Annotated in this window: 13 protein-coding genes; 3 read left to right on the top strand and 10 right to left on the bottom strand. The window is 50.7% G+C overall.

The window, feature by feature from the left end:
* Positions 1–10 precede the first annotated feature (10 nt).
* Positions 11–406: an ArsR/SmtB family transcription factor gene (locus PRZ02_RS05275; protein ID WP_449464784.1), complete on the top strand. Its 396-nt coding sequence runs from the start codon at positions 11–13 to the stop codon at positions 404–406.
* Here PRZ02_RS05275 and PRZ02_RS05270 read toward each other — a convergent pair.
* The 5 genes from PRZ02_RS05270 to ppsA form a co-directional block, all read right to left on the bottom strand.
* Entirely contained in the window at positions 395–796 is a 402-nt protein-coding gene (locus PRZ02_RS05270) for a GIY-YIG nuclease family protein (protein ID WP_449464783.1), read from the bottom strand. The two genes, PRZ02_RS05275 and PRZ02_RS05270, sit on opposite strands and share 12 nt — an antisense overlap.
* 105 nt (positions 797–901) lie before the next feature.
* A complete protein-coding gene (locus tag PRZ02_RS05265) occupies positions 902–1,210 on the bottom strand; it encodes an acylphosphatase (RefSeq protein ID WP_449464782.1) in 309 nt (102 codons plus the stop codon).
* Positions 1,207–3,939: an AAA family ATPase gene (locus PRZ02_RS05260; protein WP_449464781.1), complete on the bottom strand. Its 2,733-nt coding sequence runs from the start codon at positions 3,937–3,939 to the stop codon at positions 1,207–1,209. Before PRZ02_RS05260 ends, PRZ02_RS05265 begins: the two co-directional genes overlap by 4 nt.
* Before the next feature lie 15 nt (positions 3,940–3,954).
* A complete protein-coding gene (locus PRZ02_RS05255; protein ID WP_449464780.1) occupies positions 3,955–4,674 on the bottom strand; it encodes a hypothetical protein in 720 nt (239 codons plus the stop codon).
* Between the two features lie 93 nt (positions 4,675–4,767).
* Complete coding sequence (gene ppsA / locus PRZ02_RS05250; RefSeq protein ID WP_449464779.1) at positions 4,768–7,197, bottom strand: phosphoenolpyruvate synthase; 2,430 nt, start codon at positions 7,195–7,197, stop codon at positions 4,768–4,770.
* A gap of 350 nt (positions 7,198–7,547) precedes the next feature.
* Between ppsA and PRZ02_RS05245 the strand changes: the two genes are divergently transcribed.
* Entirely contained in the window at positions 7,548–8,741 is a 1,194-nt protein-coding gene (locus tag PRZ02_RS05245; RefSeq protein WP_449464778.1) for a GHMP family kinase ATP-binding protein, read from the top strand.
* On the top strand, positions 8,738–9,493 hold the full coding sequence (locus tag PRZ02_RS05240) for a TatD family hydrolase (protein WP_449464777.1): 756 nt from the start codon (positions 8,738–8,740) through the stop codon (positions 9,491–9,493). Before PRZ02_RS05245 ends, PRZ02_RS05240 begins: the two co-directional genes overlap by 4 nt.
* Positions 9,494–9,552: 59 nt before the next feature.
* Here the strand turns inward: PRZ02_RS05240 and PRZ02_RS05235 are convergent, their stop codons facing one another.
* The 5 genes from PRZ02_RS05235 to PRZ02_RS05215 all read right to left on the bottom strand — a co-directional run bounded on the left by PRZ02_RS05235 (position 9,553) and on the right by PRZ02_RS05215 (position 16,667).
* Positions 9,553–9,741, bottom strand: a complete 189-nt coding sequence (locus PRZ02_RS05235) for a hypothetical protein (RefSeq protein ID WP_449464776.1) — start codon at positions 9,739–9,741, stop codon at positions 9,553–9,555.
* Between the two features lie 42 nt (positions 9,742–9,783).
* Positions 9,784–12,171, bottom strand: coding sequence for an AAA family ATPase (locus tag PRZ02_RS05230; RefSeq protein WP_449464775.1), 2,388 nt, complete (start codon positions 12,169–12,171; stop codon positions 9,784–9,786).
* Positions 12,168–13,394 (bottom strand): metallophosphoesterase family protein, encoded by a 1,227-nt coding sequence (locus tag PRZ02_RS05225; RefSeq protein WP_449464774.1) that lies wholly within the window; start codon positions 13,392–13,394, stop codon positions 12,168–12,170. Before PRZ02_RS05225 ends, PRZ02_RS05230 begins: the two co-directional genes overlap by 4 nt.
* A gap of 714 nt (positions 13,395–14,108) precedes the next feature.
* Positions 14,109–15,653, bottom strand: coding sequence for an ATP-binding protein (locus tag PRZ02_RS05220; RefSeq protein WP_449464773.1), 1,545 nt, complete (start codon positions 15,651–15,653; stop codon positions 14,109–14,111).
* Between the two features lie 3 nt (positions 15,654–15,656).
* Positions 15,657–16,667 carry a hypothetical protein gene (locus PRZ02_RS05215; RefSeq protein ID WP_449464772.1) on the bottom strand — a complete coding sequence of 337 codons (1,011 nt, stop codon included), beginning with the start codon at positions 16,665–16,667 and terminating at the stop codon, positions 15,657–15,659.
* Between the last annotated feature and the right edge of the window lie 17 nt (positions 16,668–16,684).

The raw sequence follows: 16,684 nt of genomic DNA, 5'->3' as shown, positions 1-16,684 counted from the left end.
AACTGCAAAAGTGAGCAAAGAAAACGTCATGGAAGCCTTCAACAATCGCACAAGGCGCAAAATAATTGAAATGCTGCTACAGCATTCCATGTACCAAACGCAGATCGTAAGGGAGCTGGGAATTAGAGAACAGGCAGTCGTAAGGCACTTGAGGGTGCTCGAAGAACTAGGGATGGTAACGTCATGGACGGAACAAAGCCCAAACGGACCTGCCAGGCGTTACTACTCCATCTCCGATAGTTTCGCGTTCTTAAGGGAACTAAATCAAGAAGAGCTAGAAGACGATCTTTTCTCAATTTTTTTACGCGACTGCTTGACTGGGCCAGATGCGCTTAAGCGCGAGCTGGAGAGGTTAAAAAAATTAGAGAGACACATAAATAGGCTACTCGAAGCCCTAAACCGCTAGGGCCTCCTGCAGCTTATCGAAAAGCGTTTTCAAATCGCAGTCGCAGTGAAATAGGTGCGTGTTATTCAATGGATCGTCGGCCGCGCCGAAACCCTTCACCCCGTGAAACACCCTAGATAACAGCGTCGCGGTATATCCCTCTGTATATTCGGGAGATAACGCCAAGGAGATCGCAGGGCTGATCTTAATTGTTAGGTAATCAATGTTCCAAAATGGGGTTTTATGAGGCGAGAAGTGCCTAATTATCCTGCTTTTAATCCTTCCGCGTGCAGAACCAACGTAAACGTAACTGCCCGGATCCAATTTAAACACCTTTTTTCCCCTTGTAACAACTTGAAGCCCTTCTCCAAGCGAAAAAATGAGCAAATATGTGGACGCTAATTGAGGCAATTCGACGATTAAAGCATGCACTTATACCTATAAACAGAACGAAAAAGCACCATTTTCATTTTCAGAGGGATCAGAAAGATCTTCTAAGCGTGTACTCCAAAGGAATTACATGCACCAAAAATCGAAATCGTAATGACGAAATCGTTCTATGGAGAAGTCGTGGTAGGCCCCTGCATATGGCTTCCACGAAACGTCGACCCTGGATACGCGTGCCAGCCTAGGCCCTCTATTGACCTCATCAACGAACTTGGCTATGTCTTCACGCTCCCCTTCGACAAATATTGTAACGGATCCGTCTTCTTCATTTCTGGCAAAACCCATCAAAGAAAGGGTCGATGCCACCCTTTGCGCAAAAAAGCGAAAACCTACCCCTTGCACGACCCCATATACCCTTATGGTCGCTGCAGCCTTCATGCTTTTTCCACCAATTCTCCGCCCAAAGCCGATAATATATTTTCTTCATCTGGTTCTCCCACAAGGGCCTGCTTAACCCCCTCCAGAAGCGTCCTCACTGGGATCACCTTGATCTTCCTTTTCTCAAGTACTTCCTGTATGCCGACGTCTCCAAAGTGCTCATAGTTGTACTCAGGTATTATGAGTTTTTTGGCATACTTATCCTGAAGGGCTGCCTCAATTTTTCCACTCCCCCTATAGTCAAGCCCACCAACGGGCCAGACCTCTCCCTTTGCGGTCACCGCTCCGGTTATCACAACGCTTGGATCCACTGGGACATTTATCAGCGCTGAAACCATAGCTATGCCTATGGCTAAGCCCGCCGAGGGGCCTGAAACCGGCGGCACCGTAGCGCCAAAACCTATGGGTTGTTTCTCCATACCCTTGGCGGGGGTCACGAGCTCAACGTAGACGTCGTAACTCTTGTACTTCCAAGAAGAGATTGAATTTATGTATATAAACGCGTCCTCAGCACTCGCCCTAATGCTTTCCCCCGCTTCGCTTCCTACCACGTAAACCTTGCCGCTACCGTTGGGATTAACGAGGACCTCTATGACGCTCACAAGCCCGCTCTGAGCGCTTTCTCCTAAGGCCACAAGACCATAAGACCTTCCGATCTCCGGCTTCTCGGCCCTTACAGTGGACTCTATCATCTGCCTTGCCTCTTCAATTCCTTCCTCCTGCGCGTTCTCAAGGGCCTTCTCAAAATGGTATATCCTAAGCGGGTAGCTCGATGGCGTTATGGATTCAAGCCTGCTTATTTCCCTTTCGCTTACCTCAAAGCCAAGCAGCTCTGAAGCGCGTTTTAAATCGGGGCCGAATATGTTCTTCACGTTATTGAGCGCTTCCTCATCACCCCTCTTTGCAGCAGCTACTAATTCACTTATAGCCTCCAACTCCTTGGCCCGCAGCCTGTTGGCGTCATTAATTGTATCCTCGATCTTCCTGGGCGAAAGCGTCTTCTTGTCAAAGACGTCAAGTATCTGGTCCACCGTCAGGCCGGGGGCCAGCGCATCCTTATACTCCCTAAGATGTATCTCGATTATTTCCCTCTTCTCCTCCCTGTTTTTGGGATATGGGAACTCGAAGTGCTTAGTGAACCTCTCCAAAAGCGCTGGGTCAAGGACATCCATCCTATTTGTAGTTCCAATCACCACGACGCCCGTAAGGGGGACGAATCCGTCCATCTCCGTTAGCAATTGCGAAACTATTCTGTCCATCACCGGGTCATGTGTACCTCTCTTCGGAGCTACCGAGTCCATCTCGTCAAAGAATATTATGGATGGAGCGTTCTTTCTGGCGTCATCGAATATATCCCTTATGGTCTTCTCGGGATCCCCATACATCCCCTGAATAATAGATGGACCGCTTATGTTGTAGAACCAAACGTCATTTTCACCGGCCAGCGCTTTCGCCATGAGGGTCTTACCGGTGCCTGGCGGCCCATAGAAGAGGTAGCCCTTTGGAGGTATGTAGTTAGCCTTGAGTGCTAGGTCCGGGTTAAGGGCCAGCCCTATCTCCTTCATTATCTCGTCTTTCACCCCGTGAAGGCCGCCCACGTCCTTGTACCTTTCCTTAGGCCTGACCTTAATGACGGCCTTCTTGGCCGCTTCGGTCTTCTCGCCAGCGGTATAGGACTTTATCTTCCTCGCGGCTGCCCTAAAGTCCTCAAGAGTTATAAGCGAGGAAAGAGAGGGAAGCTCCTTAGGCCCATCTCCTTTAAGCTTCTGCAGGAAGCCCTCCTGAATTGGTGCCGACTTGGAGTTGACGACCACCTGAAAGGCATTGACGACATCAGCCGGAGTTATGGTACTAACCCCCAGGGCCCTTAGCGATTCCTCTAGGGCATTTATTATGGCCGCCGGAGATATCGATATGCCATAGCGCTCGCACTCCCTGCTAGCTATCTTCGTCAGCACGTCCTTACTCATAGACGTGTCGAGATCTATCACGCCGACTATTCCCCTTCTCCTCAGCGTCTCCGTAAGGCTTTCATACTCATTGGTAGCTATCAAGACGACCGTCCTGTAGTTTCTCTTCTGGAGCTCGTCGAACTTCTCCAGAAGCACCGTCTGAACCCTGGTCTCCTCCATGCCAACTTCTGAGGAGGATTGGAACTTCTTACCAAATGCCTGAAACTCATCTATAAACACGACGCTTGCCTGCAGGAAAGCGGCGTCAAAGAACTGACTTAACCTCTGAGCGCTGCTCCCATACCACATGCTGTAAACCTCCTGTGGCCTCAGCGTTGGGTAATTTATGATAAGACCCTCTTTGAGTCCCTCTTCAAAAGCCTCTCTCTGAACGGCCTCACAGAAGTAGCTCTTGCCGGAGCCGCTCTCGCCCTTTATAATGAATATCTTAGGAGGAGGTATGGGAGAGGCCTTCCTCAGCTCCTTGCTCCTGAACACGTGATAGTGAACCCCTACCATGACCTTGGCTAGCTCCGATTCTCTCCCTATGACGTCTTCGCCCCTAACCGTGGGAAAGTCTGGCCTCTTTCTTATCTTTTTAGCCCTGGCTTCCACCATTTTCTTCCTTTCCTCGGGGCTCTTCTGCAGGAACCTGTAGAACCTGTACTGCCATGAAGTCATATAAAGCATTGGGGCAAAGATCGTTCTTGCCCATTTCCTCTTGTACCACCAGAGGTTCTCAAATTCCTGTTCATCATCGTAATCTTCGGTGCTCACCTAAGATCACCCATGTCACGTGAACTTCACCCCGAGCAAACCCATGCTCCAGTAAATTATCAGTAACGTGAACGCCACAAGCAATATAACCCCTATCCACCTCTTTCTGCTCGCCTCCTGCGACTTCTCTTTCCAGTAGGTGTCGCTTACGACAAAAGCATCAACGTAAATAAGTAAAGCAGATATGACCAGAAATATGGTCAGCGATACAACCGAGGGAAACTTAAACGAAAACACAGAGGGCACAGGCTTGGCATCTGACAGCTCTGTAACGCTAGTTGTGAACGTGTAAGCCGTGTAATTGCTTTGATAACTCTCGGTAACTATGGGAAGGAACCAAACACCGGTGGCGAGCACCACGGGTTCGCCAGCCAGGTGCGGATAGGCCGTGTAGTTCTGAGTGACTATACCGTACTGAAGGACGAAGGGAGCTTTAGATATGAATGTAACAGACAAATTATAGGTGCCTGGGCCGCTCGGAATCATGACGACCAGGCTGCTTCCCGCACTATTGAGCTGCGTGTAGTTCGATATTAGGTGAAGGTCATAAGTTTCGCTTAGGTTATAAGGCATCACAGTTGCCTGCAAGTCGTAAACAGGAGGAGTGAGGAACATCGCCACGTAATCGCCGTAGTTTAACTTCACGCTCGCGAAATTTATGTTTATGCTATTCTTAACTTTAAAGATAGATGCAGCATTGGTAGTTGAAAGCGCTGCCGCTGCTTGTGAGCTCACGGCGAGCGCCACTAGAAGCATTATTGAAAGCGCTCTTGCCTTCGTCTTTAATCATGTATAATAAAAAAATCTTACTTAAGCTTATGCTGCCCCTCACTCAGGGAAAGGATCCCACCTGAGGTCGGGGTCTTCAACCATGCCCTTCTTCGTTATCCCGTCCAGCAGTATCCTCTGCTCGTAGGCGGCCACGTTCTTCCTAGTAGATATAACGGCGTCTGGGTTAACTGAGACGCTATCGATACCCTGCTCGACTAGGAACTTAGTGAACTCCGGATATACGCTCGGGGCTTGCCCGCAAACGCTGACCGTCTTGCCATAGTGGTGAGCCACCTTTATTAGCTGCTTCACAGCTCTAAGGACAGCCAAGTTCCTTTCATCGAATATGTGCCCAACGGTTCCGTTGTCCCTGTCAGTTCCCAATATAAGCATGGTGAGGTCGTTAGAGCCAACGCTGAAACCATCTACGTACTGAGCGAACTTGTCCGCCAGTATGATATTGCTTGGGATCTCCGCCATGAGCCATACCTTAAAGTCGGGCCCACGTCTCAGCCCTTGCTCGTCCATGATTTCAACGACCTTTCTGAGCTCGTCCACAGTTCTGGTGAAAGGTATCATAACCCAGAGGTTCTTAAGCCCGTATTCCTCCCTCACTTTCTTCACTGCCTGGACTTCAAGTTTGAAGCCCTCTATGTACTTGGGATCATAGTATCTGCTGGCTCCTCTCCAACCGAGCAACGGGGAAGGTTCCTGAGGCTCGAACTCTTCTCCCCCCTTGAGGTCCCTGTACTCGGAAGTCTTGAAGTCCGAGAACCTCAGCACGACCGGCCTGGGGTTGAAGGCCTGAGCAACCTTCCTGAAGCCCTCCGCAAGCCCATTCACGACCTTCTCGGGATGCCCCACCTTTATGAGGTAAAGCGGGTGCTCGCCAATATAAGATGCCCATATGAACTCCTCCCTCATGAGACCAACGCCATCAGCTGGAAGCTTGGAGACCTTGTCTGCAAGGTCAGGCTCCCCGAGGTTGACGTAGATCTTAGTACCGGTTATGGGATAGCTCTCAACTGCTGTCACAACTGCTCCTCCTTCGGCAGCCGTCGCGGCTGGAGCCTGCTTTGTTGCCTCTTCAAGGATTCCCTCATACACAACGCCGTTGGTAGCGTCAACGGTTATATCTTGACCCGTTTTTAGAGCCTCAGTCGCTGCGGCTCCCCTGCTCGCCGTGCCCACTATGCAGGGTATGCCGAGCTCCCTCGACACTATGGCGGCGTGGCAGGTCATCCCACCGCTGTTGGTTACTATGGCCTTTGCCTTCTTCATGGCAGGAACCCAGTCAGGAGCGGTCATCTCGGTGACGAGAATCTCTCCATCCTGGAACTCGTCGATGTGCTTAACGTCAAGTATGACGTGCGCCTTTCCTGCGGCCAAGCCGGGCGAAGCCGGAAGCCCGCTCACCAGGACCTTCCTCTCCGCGGTCGCAGAGACCTTCTGCTCGGCGGCAGCCTGCTCTTTGGCAGCTCCCTTGGCCGACCAAACGGTCTCAGGCCTAGCTTGAACTATGAAGAGCTTGTTGGTTCTCTCGTCAAGCGCCCACTCCGTGTCCATAGGTCTGCCGTAGTGCTTCTCAATTGCAATGCCATAAGAGGCCAGAGTCTTTATTTGATCGTCTGTAAGCGCCGGTTTGTCCTGAAGCTCCGCTGGAACCTCCTGCTCCACGGTTCCACCGTTCGGCAATCTCACGAGTTGCTTTGTCTTCTTGTTTATGTTCTTCTTGATTATCTCGAGGTCGGTCTTCCTCACGTAATACTCATCAGGAGTTACGGTTCCCTGAACTACGTACTCTCCAAGACCATAAGAGGCCTCGATAAGCACGACGGAGGTATCCCCATTGCTCACATCAAGCGTGAACATGACGCCAGAGGCCTTAGAGAATACCATCAGCTGTATCGCAGCCGCCAACGAAACGGCACTCTGGGAGAAGCCCTTCTGAGCTCTGTAGAATATGGCACGATCGGTGAAGAGGCTTGCGTAGCACTCCTTAAGCTTCTGGAGGACTTCCTGCTCTCCCTTGACGTTAAGGTAAGTTTCCTGCTGGCCAGCAAAGCTAGCATCCGGGAGGTCCTCTGCCGTTGCGGAAGACCTCACCGCCACATAAGCCTCATCAGCCCCACTCATCTGGCTGAGCTTCTTGTAAGCCTCAGTGACTTGAGAGGCCAAGTCAGGCGGAAGCTGCGCATTTACTATAAGGCTCCTTATGGTAGCACCGACCTTCTGTAATGTATCGGTGTCATTAGGATCCTTAAGCTCCGCCATAACCTGATCTATTTTCTCATTCAGATGATTGTATTCTAGGAAATAACGGTAAGCCTTAGCCGTGGTCGAGAAGCCATAGGGAACTGGCACGCCCGCCTTTTGAAGTTCCCTTGTCATCTCTCCCAAGTTAGCTGACTTGCCTCCTACTATGCTTACGTCTTCTCTGCCTAGCTCATCAAACCAAAGGAGAAGAGCCTCCTTCTTGTCTGCCATTACTGATCGGTGTTAAGTGGTCCAGCGCATAAAAGGTTATCTTAGAGCTGCGCTGCTTATAAGTAAACTACCTAATCCTTGCGGGCAGGGCTTAAGGATTCGGGCAGCGCGACGCGCCTTCATATTTTCATGCTTGCGCAGCGCGGCCGCGCGTTTCGTTAAGGCACGGGCCGAGCTGAGCCAAGTTGAGGTCGTGATCCCGCGCTGCCAGGGCGCTTTCGGATTTTGGGAGGCATCAACAAAACGCTTTTTGCGTCGACTCATATCATTATTTTATCTTCTACCACAACTAACGAAGCCTCCAATAATACAGGAGAAAGTCAGAAAAGTTAATAGCTTGTGGCATTTCTATGAACAAGTTGAATTGGATGGCCTCAGCCCCTGGCAGGGCTGACCTGTTTAACACGCATCAAGATTACAAGGGCCTACCCGTGATCTCAGCCGCGCTTAACCTAAGGACAAGGATTTACGCGCGGGAGAACGCTCCTGGACTCATAAGGGTTAAGTCCGAATCCTTAGGGCAAGAGGACGAGTTTAGGGTTCCCGATGTAGGCGAGCCGATTGAGCTAAAGAGAGGAAATTGGTTTGGAGATTATGTAAGGGCCGTAACTCAGGCCATACTTTCTCCTCGCTTTCACTCCCAGTCTTTAGGGTTACAGGCAGAGATAAGGTCAGAGGTACCCATATCTTCCGGTCTGGCGAGCAGTGCCGCACTCGAAGTAGCTTTCGCTTCACTGTTGAATAGAGCCTTTGCTCTTGGTCTAAACAGGCGCGACATCGCCGAAGCCTCATATAAGGCAGAGAGAGAAATTATGGGAATACCATGCGGGCGTCTTGACCAATACGGAAGCGCTCTCGGAGGGCTAACAGTAATCGAGAACCGGCCTCCCTATCGTACAGAGGTACTAAGCGGGCAGGGGCTGTTCTTCGTGGTCATCGATTCTGGAATAAAGCACGCCACGTCTTCAATACATCCGATAAGACAAGCAGAGATGCAAAGGGCCGTTGAGCAGCTCAGAGAGGCCGGGCTCTCCATACCGAACAAGTACGATGAAGTCAGGTGGGAAGAACTAGATGAGAGTTCCGTAAGCGCCCAATATAGTTCCTTGGACAACATCTCGCAAAAAAGGGTGCTTTTTACCCTGAGGATGCAACAGTCCACAGAGATAGCTATAGCAATTCTAAGAGGAAAGCCGACTTCAGAAGCGAAGATGCCCTTTGGACTAAAGCTCTCTTCGGGAGACAAACCCATTCAGATAGCCGAAATCATGGACTATCAGCACGCCCTTCTAAGGGACTACTATGACGTGAGCACTCCAGAAGTAGAAACGATAAGGGAAGCCATGAAGGAAGCAGGCTGTCTTGGAGTAAAGATCTCGGGTTCCGGAATGGGAGGAGCCATAATAGGTCTGATCAGGCGCCCCGAAGACGGGAAAGCCGTCATAAGGGAAGCCCTTCATGCTGGCGCGGTCAGAGGGTGGGTATCACCCGTAGCTGGAGGAGAGATATCCAAGGGGCAGCGAGATTGGAGGCTTACCGCATGATAGACGTTCACTGCCATCTAGACGATTTCTCGTTCGAGACAGACCTAGAAGATGTCATACGTGATGCTAAGGCGAGGGGTGTAGAGAAGTTCGTCATATCAGCGCTAGTTGACGTGGGTGTCGAAAGGGCTTTCGAAATAACCTCAAGGCACCCATGTGCAAAGCTTTCTGTAGGAGCACAACCTCAATCAGTAAGCGATGGAAACTACCGCGATCTTCTGGTTAAGATCGAAGAGACTCTGAAACGCAACGGCGTTGTGGCCTTAGGAGAGGTAGGGCTCGACCGGGGTCGTGAAGGAGGGGACATAACGCTGCAGAAGAAGTTCTTCAGGGAATGCGTGCGCCTTGCCGATTCCAATAGATTGCCTCTTGTAGTTCACAGCAGAGGTGCTGGTAGGGAGGCCATAGAGCTACTTTTAGACGAAAGGCCTAACGTCCCCATAGATATGCACGCCTTCGACGGAAGAGCGTCAGCAGCCTTTGAGGCCAGCAAAAAAGGCATAATGTTTTCCATACCGCCCTCGCTAATCCGGAGCGAGCAGAAGAGGGCGCTCGTTAAAAGGCTTCCCCTTACATCCCTAATGCTGGAGTCAGATGCCCCCGCGCTTGGCCCAGAGCCCGACAGGAGAAACGTGCCCTCCAACTTAATTATAACTTTGAAGACCATAGCCCATGAAAAAAAACTAAGCGCGCAGGAGGTCGCGGATTCAACATATAAAAACTCCGTTTCCTTCTTCTTGGGGCGCCTGTAAGCGCGAACTACTCAAAAGGGTGGCGTTCTGTTTATTCGCTCCCCTAAACCCCTTCGATGTTAAATTACCTGTCTTTCCACAATGTAGCTTTTGTACGGTATGGCGTCTCCCTCGTCAGATACCTTGTAAAGCGTTATCCTTTGCTTATAGCGAAGCGCACCCTCGTGGTGCTCCAACCATCCCTTCTCTATCACTTCGACCTCCTTGTATTGGTCTTTTTTCATTTCCTCATCCAATCGCGAAATCACACCATTATTATTTCGCAAAAAGATATAAGCCGTTCTCTGGACCTATTGTAACAACTGTACAGTAGATGCTTCCCCCTCCTTCGAGGTCACGATTATCCTGTCCGCCGCGCTTTCGAGCTCTTTTTCGTGAGACACCACTATGACTTGTCTGGCGTTAAGGGCATCTATAAGCTCCCTAAACCTTGATAATTGTTCCGAGCTGAAGCCATCTGTAGGCTCATCAAGGATTATCAGGTCGACTGAAAGCCCAGCGACCTCCCTTGCCACTTCGTTAAGGGCAAGCCTGTACGCCAATGCCATAGAGCTCCTTTCACCACCGCTTGGTCCCTCATCTAGATCCATCTCAATACCGCCATGTTCCATCTTTGGCGAGAACTCCTCATCGATGTAAACCTTTTTCTGGGGATCACCTATGAGAGTTGAGAAGAAGGCCGAAAACTTCTCTTGAAATTCCTGGTTAAGCCTAGCCAGCACTTCCTGCTCTATCTCGACTACCAGAGGTATGAACAAACCTTTAAGCCAATCGACAACCTCCTTGGCCTCCGCGGCACGCGCCCTAGCGTCCCTTTTATCGTCTACCTCCCTACTCAACGAGACAATCCTATCCTCTAAGTCAGCCCGCTTGGCGCTAAGCGAGCGATAAGCGCTTAACTTTTCACCCAGCCTCTCCTCTGCCACCTCGTAAGCTTTTTTTGCAAGGTCCGCGGCTTCCAATGCAAAATCCCTTTTTGAAAGGGCATCATCAAGCCGCTCCTTGAGGGCTTTTAGCTCCTCCTCCTTCTTTTTTATGTCGTCCTTCAGCTTTGCGACCCTTTCAGCGTCATCCTCAATGCTTCTCTCGATCTCATTCCTTTCACTTTCAAGACGGCGCCTCAGGCTCAACTCCTTCTCCAATTCGATCGCCCTAAGTAGCTCATCATTAAGGTCCTTGAGCTGAGAACGCATGTACTCTATCCTTTTATTTATTCCCTCGATCGCCTCTTGAACCGCTGCTGCGATGTCCCCTTGTTCTTGCAAGCCCTCATCGCTGAGCATTTTTACAAGCTCCTGTTCCAGCTCCTTGACTCTGTTCTTCTGACTTTCGTATAGGTCAAGCTCGCGTTGCAGATCAGCCACGGCATCGCGCTCTGTTCTCAACCCGATTATCCTCTCATTCAGCTGCAGAAGCTGCCTCTTTATCTCGTCGCGCTTGCGGCTGGCGTCCTCCTTCAGCTTAATGGCCAAATCCCGGTCGATTTCCCTACCGCAACAAGGACATCTTCCCTCCTGCGCCATCTCGTCATAACTCTGGTCAAACCGCCTTAACTCCATGTCGGCACTTTTCAGCTCATTAAGCTGATCCTGCAATACATCAATGTCACGTTCGATATCTTGTAACGAGCGACTCGGACGGGGGGGATTTTCGGGAAGCTGCCGAAGCGCCTTTTTGTAATCCTCTAAGCGCCCCTTCATCTGTGTGATCTTAAGCTGTTCGCCATATACCTGCCCTTGGAGTTCATCCATTTCTTTCCTTACTTCCGATGAAGGCCTAAAACCCGGCATCGGTTTAGATAGCTCTGAAACGATCCGGGCAAGCTTTGTTTTGTTCTCCTCTATGCGATGCCCAATCTCTTGTATTGTCGCCGCATCGCTCCTCACCTCAGAACCAACGACGTCAACCTTGTGCTGAAGCTCCGAGGCCGCAAGCGCGGCTTGATTGAAAGCCTTGTCCGCTAAATCGTGATCGGCTTTCGCCCTATCCCTATCCGCGCGGGCGGCCTCCAGCTCCGCCTCAGCTTTTTTCAGTTCATGTTCAATATCAGCGGCTTGCTCCTGTAACCCCTTCAGCTCCCGTTCTTTCGCCTCTAGATCAGATGAATAGCTCTCATACTTGAGCACTTCATTTGAGAGATAAGCGGTAAGCCTTTGCGCGTTGGCAGCCGCCCTCTTGTACTTCTGAGTATTGAAGGCAGCGCTTATGGCGTTAGACCTAATATCCCTGTCAGAGAGTATCGCCTTAAGCCTCTCCTGAGGAGTATAGAAGGCATACTCCCAAATGGGCAACCTTCTTGCCCTCTCAGATCCCTTTATTCCGAGCACTTCCATGACCTTCTCGTTTAACTGAGAGGCTGACATGGGGACTACACTCGTATCGTCCTGCCAATATCCCTTGGTGGTGCGCACCTTGTCCCCAACCCTGCGGAGTGATCTAGTAACCACGTAGCGCCTGCCAGCCACGCGGAAACTAAGCGTTACTTTTCCCTCGTCTTTGCCATAGCTGAGAAGGCTACTAGGATCCCCGCTCCCGAAGAGCGCAAACTGTATCGCCTTAAGCATGGAGCTCTTTCCGCTGCCCACGTCTCCCTCTATGAGCGTTACCCCTTCCTCAAAGCGAACGCTGGTCGAGCGGTGGCTTCTTATGTTCTCCATCTCAAGCGATTCGATTATCACTTCTTTTTCCCCTTTTTCTCCGAAAGGAAGTCCTCGATTATGCGCTCGGCCTCGCCCACGAGCCTTTCCTCGTAATCAGAATCCGTCTCCCCTTCCAACTTCTCCCGCGAGAGGACCTCAAGCAGGGTCCTTGCAAGCTCCGGCTTATATGGAGGTTTCACGTTTTCGGCCATCAAGGTTTCCTCAAGCTGGGACACGGTACCCACTCTCACAATCTTCTGCTCGGGGCCACTGAGCTCCCCTCTGCTTACCATGACGTCCTTCGCTCCAGCCTTAGCGTATGCAGCCCTAAGGTATTCCGAGGATATATCAGCTACCCTCCCGGACTTCAGCTTACCATGGAGCTTAAGGACCACCATGGTTCCGGAGTAGTCTTCGCTGGGCTCGAGCTCCTTCGAGTATTCCTGAGATGAAAGACCGTCAGCACTTTTATCGATGACAACGACCTTCACCGGCTCTTCTTTAACGAAGTCGAGCTTGACGTCGTCGCTCATGTGGACAAGGAAAAACCCTCCTCCGTTTCTCGAGTAATCGGTTATATCCTCGATGCCCCACCCAGCGAAAAGAGGCCCAGGATAAACCAGCTTTCCAAATCCAGGCAGATCGTTGATAGACCTAGCATGTACATGGCCACCAGCGTAATAAGAGAAGTTGCGCGGAAGATAGGAAAGAGGAATTGCCTCAATCTTAGCAAATCTTCCCGTCCTGAGCTCACTTATGGCGCTATGAAACATGAAGACCTTCCTGCCCTGTTCATTTTCTAGTTTCTCCCTGTCCAGGATCTCATAAAACTCCTTTTCGCGCCCTTCTCTTAGTCCTGGCATTCCGTAAATCTTTACGCCGGTTCTATCAACTATTGGCTCAAGGGTTATCAAGTCGCCATTTTGAACTATCCTGCTAGCGTTTATCAGCAGGCCTGCGTTCTCCAGTACCTCGATCATAGAAGAGTGCGTGGGCGAGTTGTCGTGGCTTCCATGTATCTCATAGGCCGGAATGCTATGCTCCTGAAGCCTCTTTAGTTCTTGTGCCGCGAAGCTAGCAACATTCATGGAAGGGACATTGCTATCGAAAAGATCGCCGCTGAAGAGCAAGAAATCGGCGTGTTCCCTTATGCAGGTATCAATGAGCTCTTTGAACGCGGTGCGCTCGCCCTCCTTCATGAAGATCCTGTCTTGTGAGCCCAGATGAGCGTCAGCGGCATGAGCGAAAAGCGCTTCCTCCATGCAGCAAGTGCGTGGTACGGCTAAAAGCCTGCCGAGAAGGCGCATAATACAGGACTCGATATAGCAACTCAAAAATTCACATAATTCAATTATCCAGTACAAAGCTAACCTTTAACACGAAAGTTACGACTACCAGCTTTAGCGTTATAATAATTTCCCTCGAAAACGTCGCTTTACTTAGCCATCTCCTTACGATGTTGGTTGTTACCCCTACTTGCCTCCGCTACCACTTATTTTTGTAGAACAGTTATAGGTGAAGTTACAACAAAATGAATTAGCAAACGCAAACGTTCCAACAAATATGGTCTTGTGTACGCCCGCGTGCATTGGCATTAAAGAGAAATGTAACTATGAATCCAATCAGATCTCACAAGACAACGCTTCTGTTATTATGATGTAGATGTGCTATACCTTGTGAACTATTTAGCCATAAAGGACGGCGCTTCACATCGCTTGGCAACCGCAGGGGACGCTCGCCTTGCCGCCCGCACGCGCGAGCGCCTTCATGGTGGGAGGGCGCCACCGCAACGGGCCCCTCTACGGTTAGAGGTTCGTGGAACTTCCGTGAGGGGGCTCTCGTTTCCTTAAGGGGACTTCCGTTCCCCTCCCCCTTAACCTCATTAGAGTAAAACTGTCTAAACCAAATGACCTTGGACATAAATCGCGTAATTCGACGTTTTTATCGTGATCTCAACGATTTAATATCCCAAGGGTCTATTCGAGTTTATAAAGCGCTCGCCTCTCTGGCCTAGCACTTAACGCCAGTTTCGGCCTATCCTTATTCTCGCTTTTTCTTATACCTTCAAATAGAGGTACCTTTATGGGGACAGCCATCTTGAGAAATGAACTTGCGACTATGCCCTCTCCCACGTCCAGCTGCGCTATTTCTTCATCTTCATTAGAAAGGTCTTGAGGCGATGAATTTATGAGGGCATCCCTTTCGGTCCTCGCCTCATTTCCAAGTATTATCTTGGTGTTCATGTTCGCTATCAGTTCCTTCTGTATAAGCGAGGGAAGTTGCGTAACGGCTATGAGACCAACCTTGAACTTACGTCCCTCTCTTGCTATCCTCTCTAGCACGTTAGGCTCAATCCCCTCTCCGAGAACCCTGGCGGCCTCCTCAAGGACTATTCCAACGGGTGGTAGCTGATCCAAAGTTCCCCTAGCCTTAGCGCGCTCGTGCCTCCTCAGCACCTCACTCGCCACCACGTTCGATATCAAAAGCTCCGCGCCTTCAGCCAGCGATGACGTGTCCACTATCACCGTTTTCCTATCCTCAAGAAAGTCCACGATCTGATTTACCGTCTTCTCGCCTCCACTTATCGTGAAAATCCCTTGATCGTCTTCCCATGAAAGTATGAGCCTGAGCTTGCGCCTGAGGACTTCAAGCGTTGATTCACGAACTCCCTGAGTATTCATATTAGGTAATACATCAGAACCAAGAAACGTGGAAAGCCACCCCTTGCCATGTTTTTGCTTCCAAAGCATCTGGAGCGCCTCCTCCTGTGCGGGGCTTAAGTTCGTTATCCCGGAGAAGTGCTCTGGAAGCAGCGAATCCACGTGGATCCTCAGGGTTATACCTCCTGGAGGCGGGTCCGGAGAGAGCAGCACCACCTTTTCGCCGAGGCCCTTCAGCCCTTCCTCATGAAATCCCCAGTACTCGCCATGAGGATCTATGACAAATGCGCCACAGCATCCTTCTTGCGCTAAAGAGCTGAGCACGACCTTGACCAAGTTGCTCTTGCCCTTTCCGGTGCTGGCCGCTATGATAACGTGATGCGCTATTAGCTTTTCCGGAGGGATCCTGACTTCGATGTTCATCACCCTTGAGCCGTTCCTCAGGTACCCCAAGAACACTCCCTCTTCTTGCAAAAAGTCGAGGTCCTCTGTCCTAGCGATCCTCACCGCTTCCCACCATTCTGGTAGACTCTTAGGAGCTATGACCGTTTGCGTGGTGCCTTCTCTCCTTATCTCAACAAGCGGCTTCATTATCGCTTTCGTGAAGTAAGATACCTTTTCGTCTGATTCGTATACCGACAGAGGTGGCATTCCCTCTTCTCTCGCGTAACCCTGTGCCATGTCGACCGAGCTCTGAGGCAGCGTGGAGCCGTGGACTAGATCCACGACCTTCAATATGAGCTTCTTATTGCCCTTCTCGTAGACGAGCAGCTGCCCCAGCTCCAAATCCTTATCGCTGTCCTTGCGAAGCACTATCTCCCCGAAAGCCCCTCCAGCTATAACTCCGACTTCGTCATCCATGACTTACATTGAATTTAGAGCATTTAAAAGGTCGTGCGTTCCAAGCGTCCTTTCACCACGCACTATGCCCTTGGCCAGCTCTGGCTCTATCACCCGCAGGATCTCTTCCCTGAGGCGCTCTGCCTCACGCATACCAACTCTGGCATTTTTATCAGCGTCGATTAACCCATGTGGATAGCCTGGTAGGTGAGGATCAAGGGAATCGGAGAAAAGGGCATCGAAAAGGTCCTCGATCGAACGCTCATCGCCCTCGACCACCTCAACGAAGTAAGGCGCGATCGCTGCCCTGTGAAACTTTGCCGCATATAGATCGCTTCCTCTGGGCGTCACCCTTGCTATGCGGACGTACCACTCCCCTTCCCTATCTAAAAGGGTTGTGGGCACAAGGGCGGGATCCAAAAGGGCCGCCGTTTTCGCAAGCCCTGCCACTAAGTGGTTGCCTGCCTGCGATAAGGAGCGTAGCTCATTTATGGTGTTCCACTCGGCCTGGCATTCAGGTTGCAATAACCCGTCAAGGACCACCACGTGATCTCCTATGAGCGTCCGTGCCAGCTTCTTCTCGGCTATTCTCCTAGGGAGTTGCGAGGCTGCGGTTAAGGCATCGAGTCCCATAAGCTCCCTGTAGTCCACGACGGTCTCAGGCTCGCTTGGAAGGACGTCGCCAACAGCGATATCGGATGTTGCCTTAAGAGGGTATACCGCGCTCGAAAATCCCTCGTTCGTCCTTCTGGTTAACGTAAGGAAATCAACTGAAACGTAAGCGGTCCTCTTCCTCCCCTTCCACGAGGACGCGAAAACGCGATTTAACTGAAATATGAAGTAGCTGCTAGTGAATATGGGGTAATTGCCGCCATCGCAGAAAGCCAGGTCAAAGTCATACGCTGGCTTAGGCTCCACGAAATTAAGATCTTCACATATTTCGTAGCCGGGCACGCTTCTCTTGGAGGCATTAAGCCTCACGAGCTCGGACTCAAACGCCCTTATGGCGCTCTTAAAGGCTTCAGCATCGTACATATAATTACCAAGACAAC

Source organism: Tardisphaera saccharovorans (assembly GCF_046635845.1).
Taxonomy (GTDB): domain Archaea; phylum Thermoproteota; class Thermoprotei_A; order Marsarchaeales; family UBA168; genus UBA168.
The sequence above is the reverse complement of the archived record's forward strand: the minus strand, read 5'-3'. Positions and strand labels throughout refer to the sequence as shown.

What these genes read in the sequence shown, in the direction of transcription:
- PRZ02_RS05265 (WP_449464782.1), bottom strand. Translation starts at nt 1,210, where the DNA reads ATGAAGGCTGCAGCGACCATAAGGGTATATGGGGTCGTGCAAGGGGTA.
- ppsA (WP_449464779.1), bottom strand. Translation starts at nt 7,197, where the DNA reads ATGGCAGACAAGAAGGAGGCTCTTCTCCTTTGGTTTGATGAGCTAGGC.
- PRZ02_RS05245 (WP_449464778.1), top strand. Translation starts at nt 7,548, where the DNA reads ATGAACAAGTTGAATTGGATGGCCTCAGCCCCTGGCAGGGCTGACCTG.
- PRZ02_RS05240 (WP_449464777.1), top strand. Translation starts at nt 8,738, where the DNA reads ATGATAGACGTTCACTGCCATCTAGACGATTTCTCGTTCGAGACAGAC.
- PRZ02_RS05225 (WP_449464774.1), bottom strand. Translation starts at nt 13,394, where the DNA reads ATGGAGGAAGCGCTTTTCGCTCATGCCGCTGACGCTCATCTGGGCTCA.
- PRZ02_RS05220 (WP_449464773.1), bottom strand. Translation starts at nt 15,653, where the DNA reads ATGGATGACGAAGTCGGAGTTATAGCTGGAGGGGCTTTCGGGGAGATA.
- PRZ02_RS05215 (WP_449464772.1), bottom strand. Translation starts at nt 16,667, where the DNA reads ATGTACGATGCTGAAGCCTTTAAGAGCGCCATAAGGGCGTTTGAGTCC.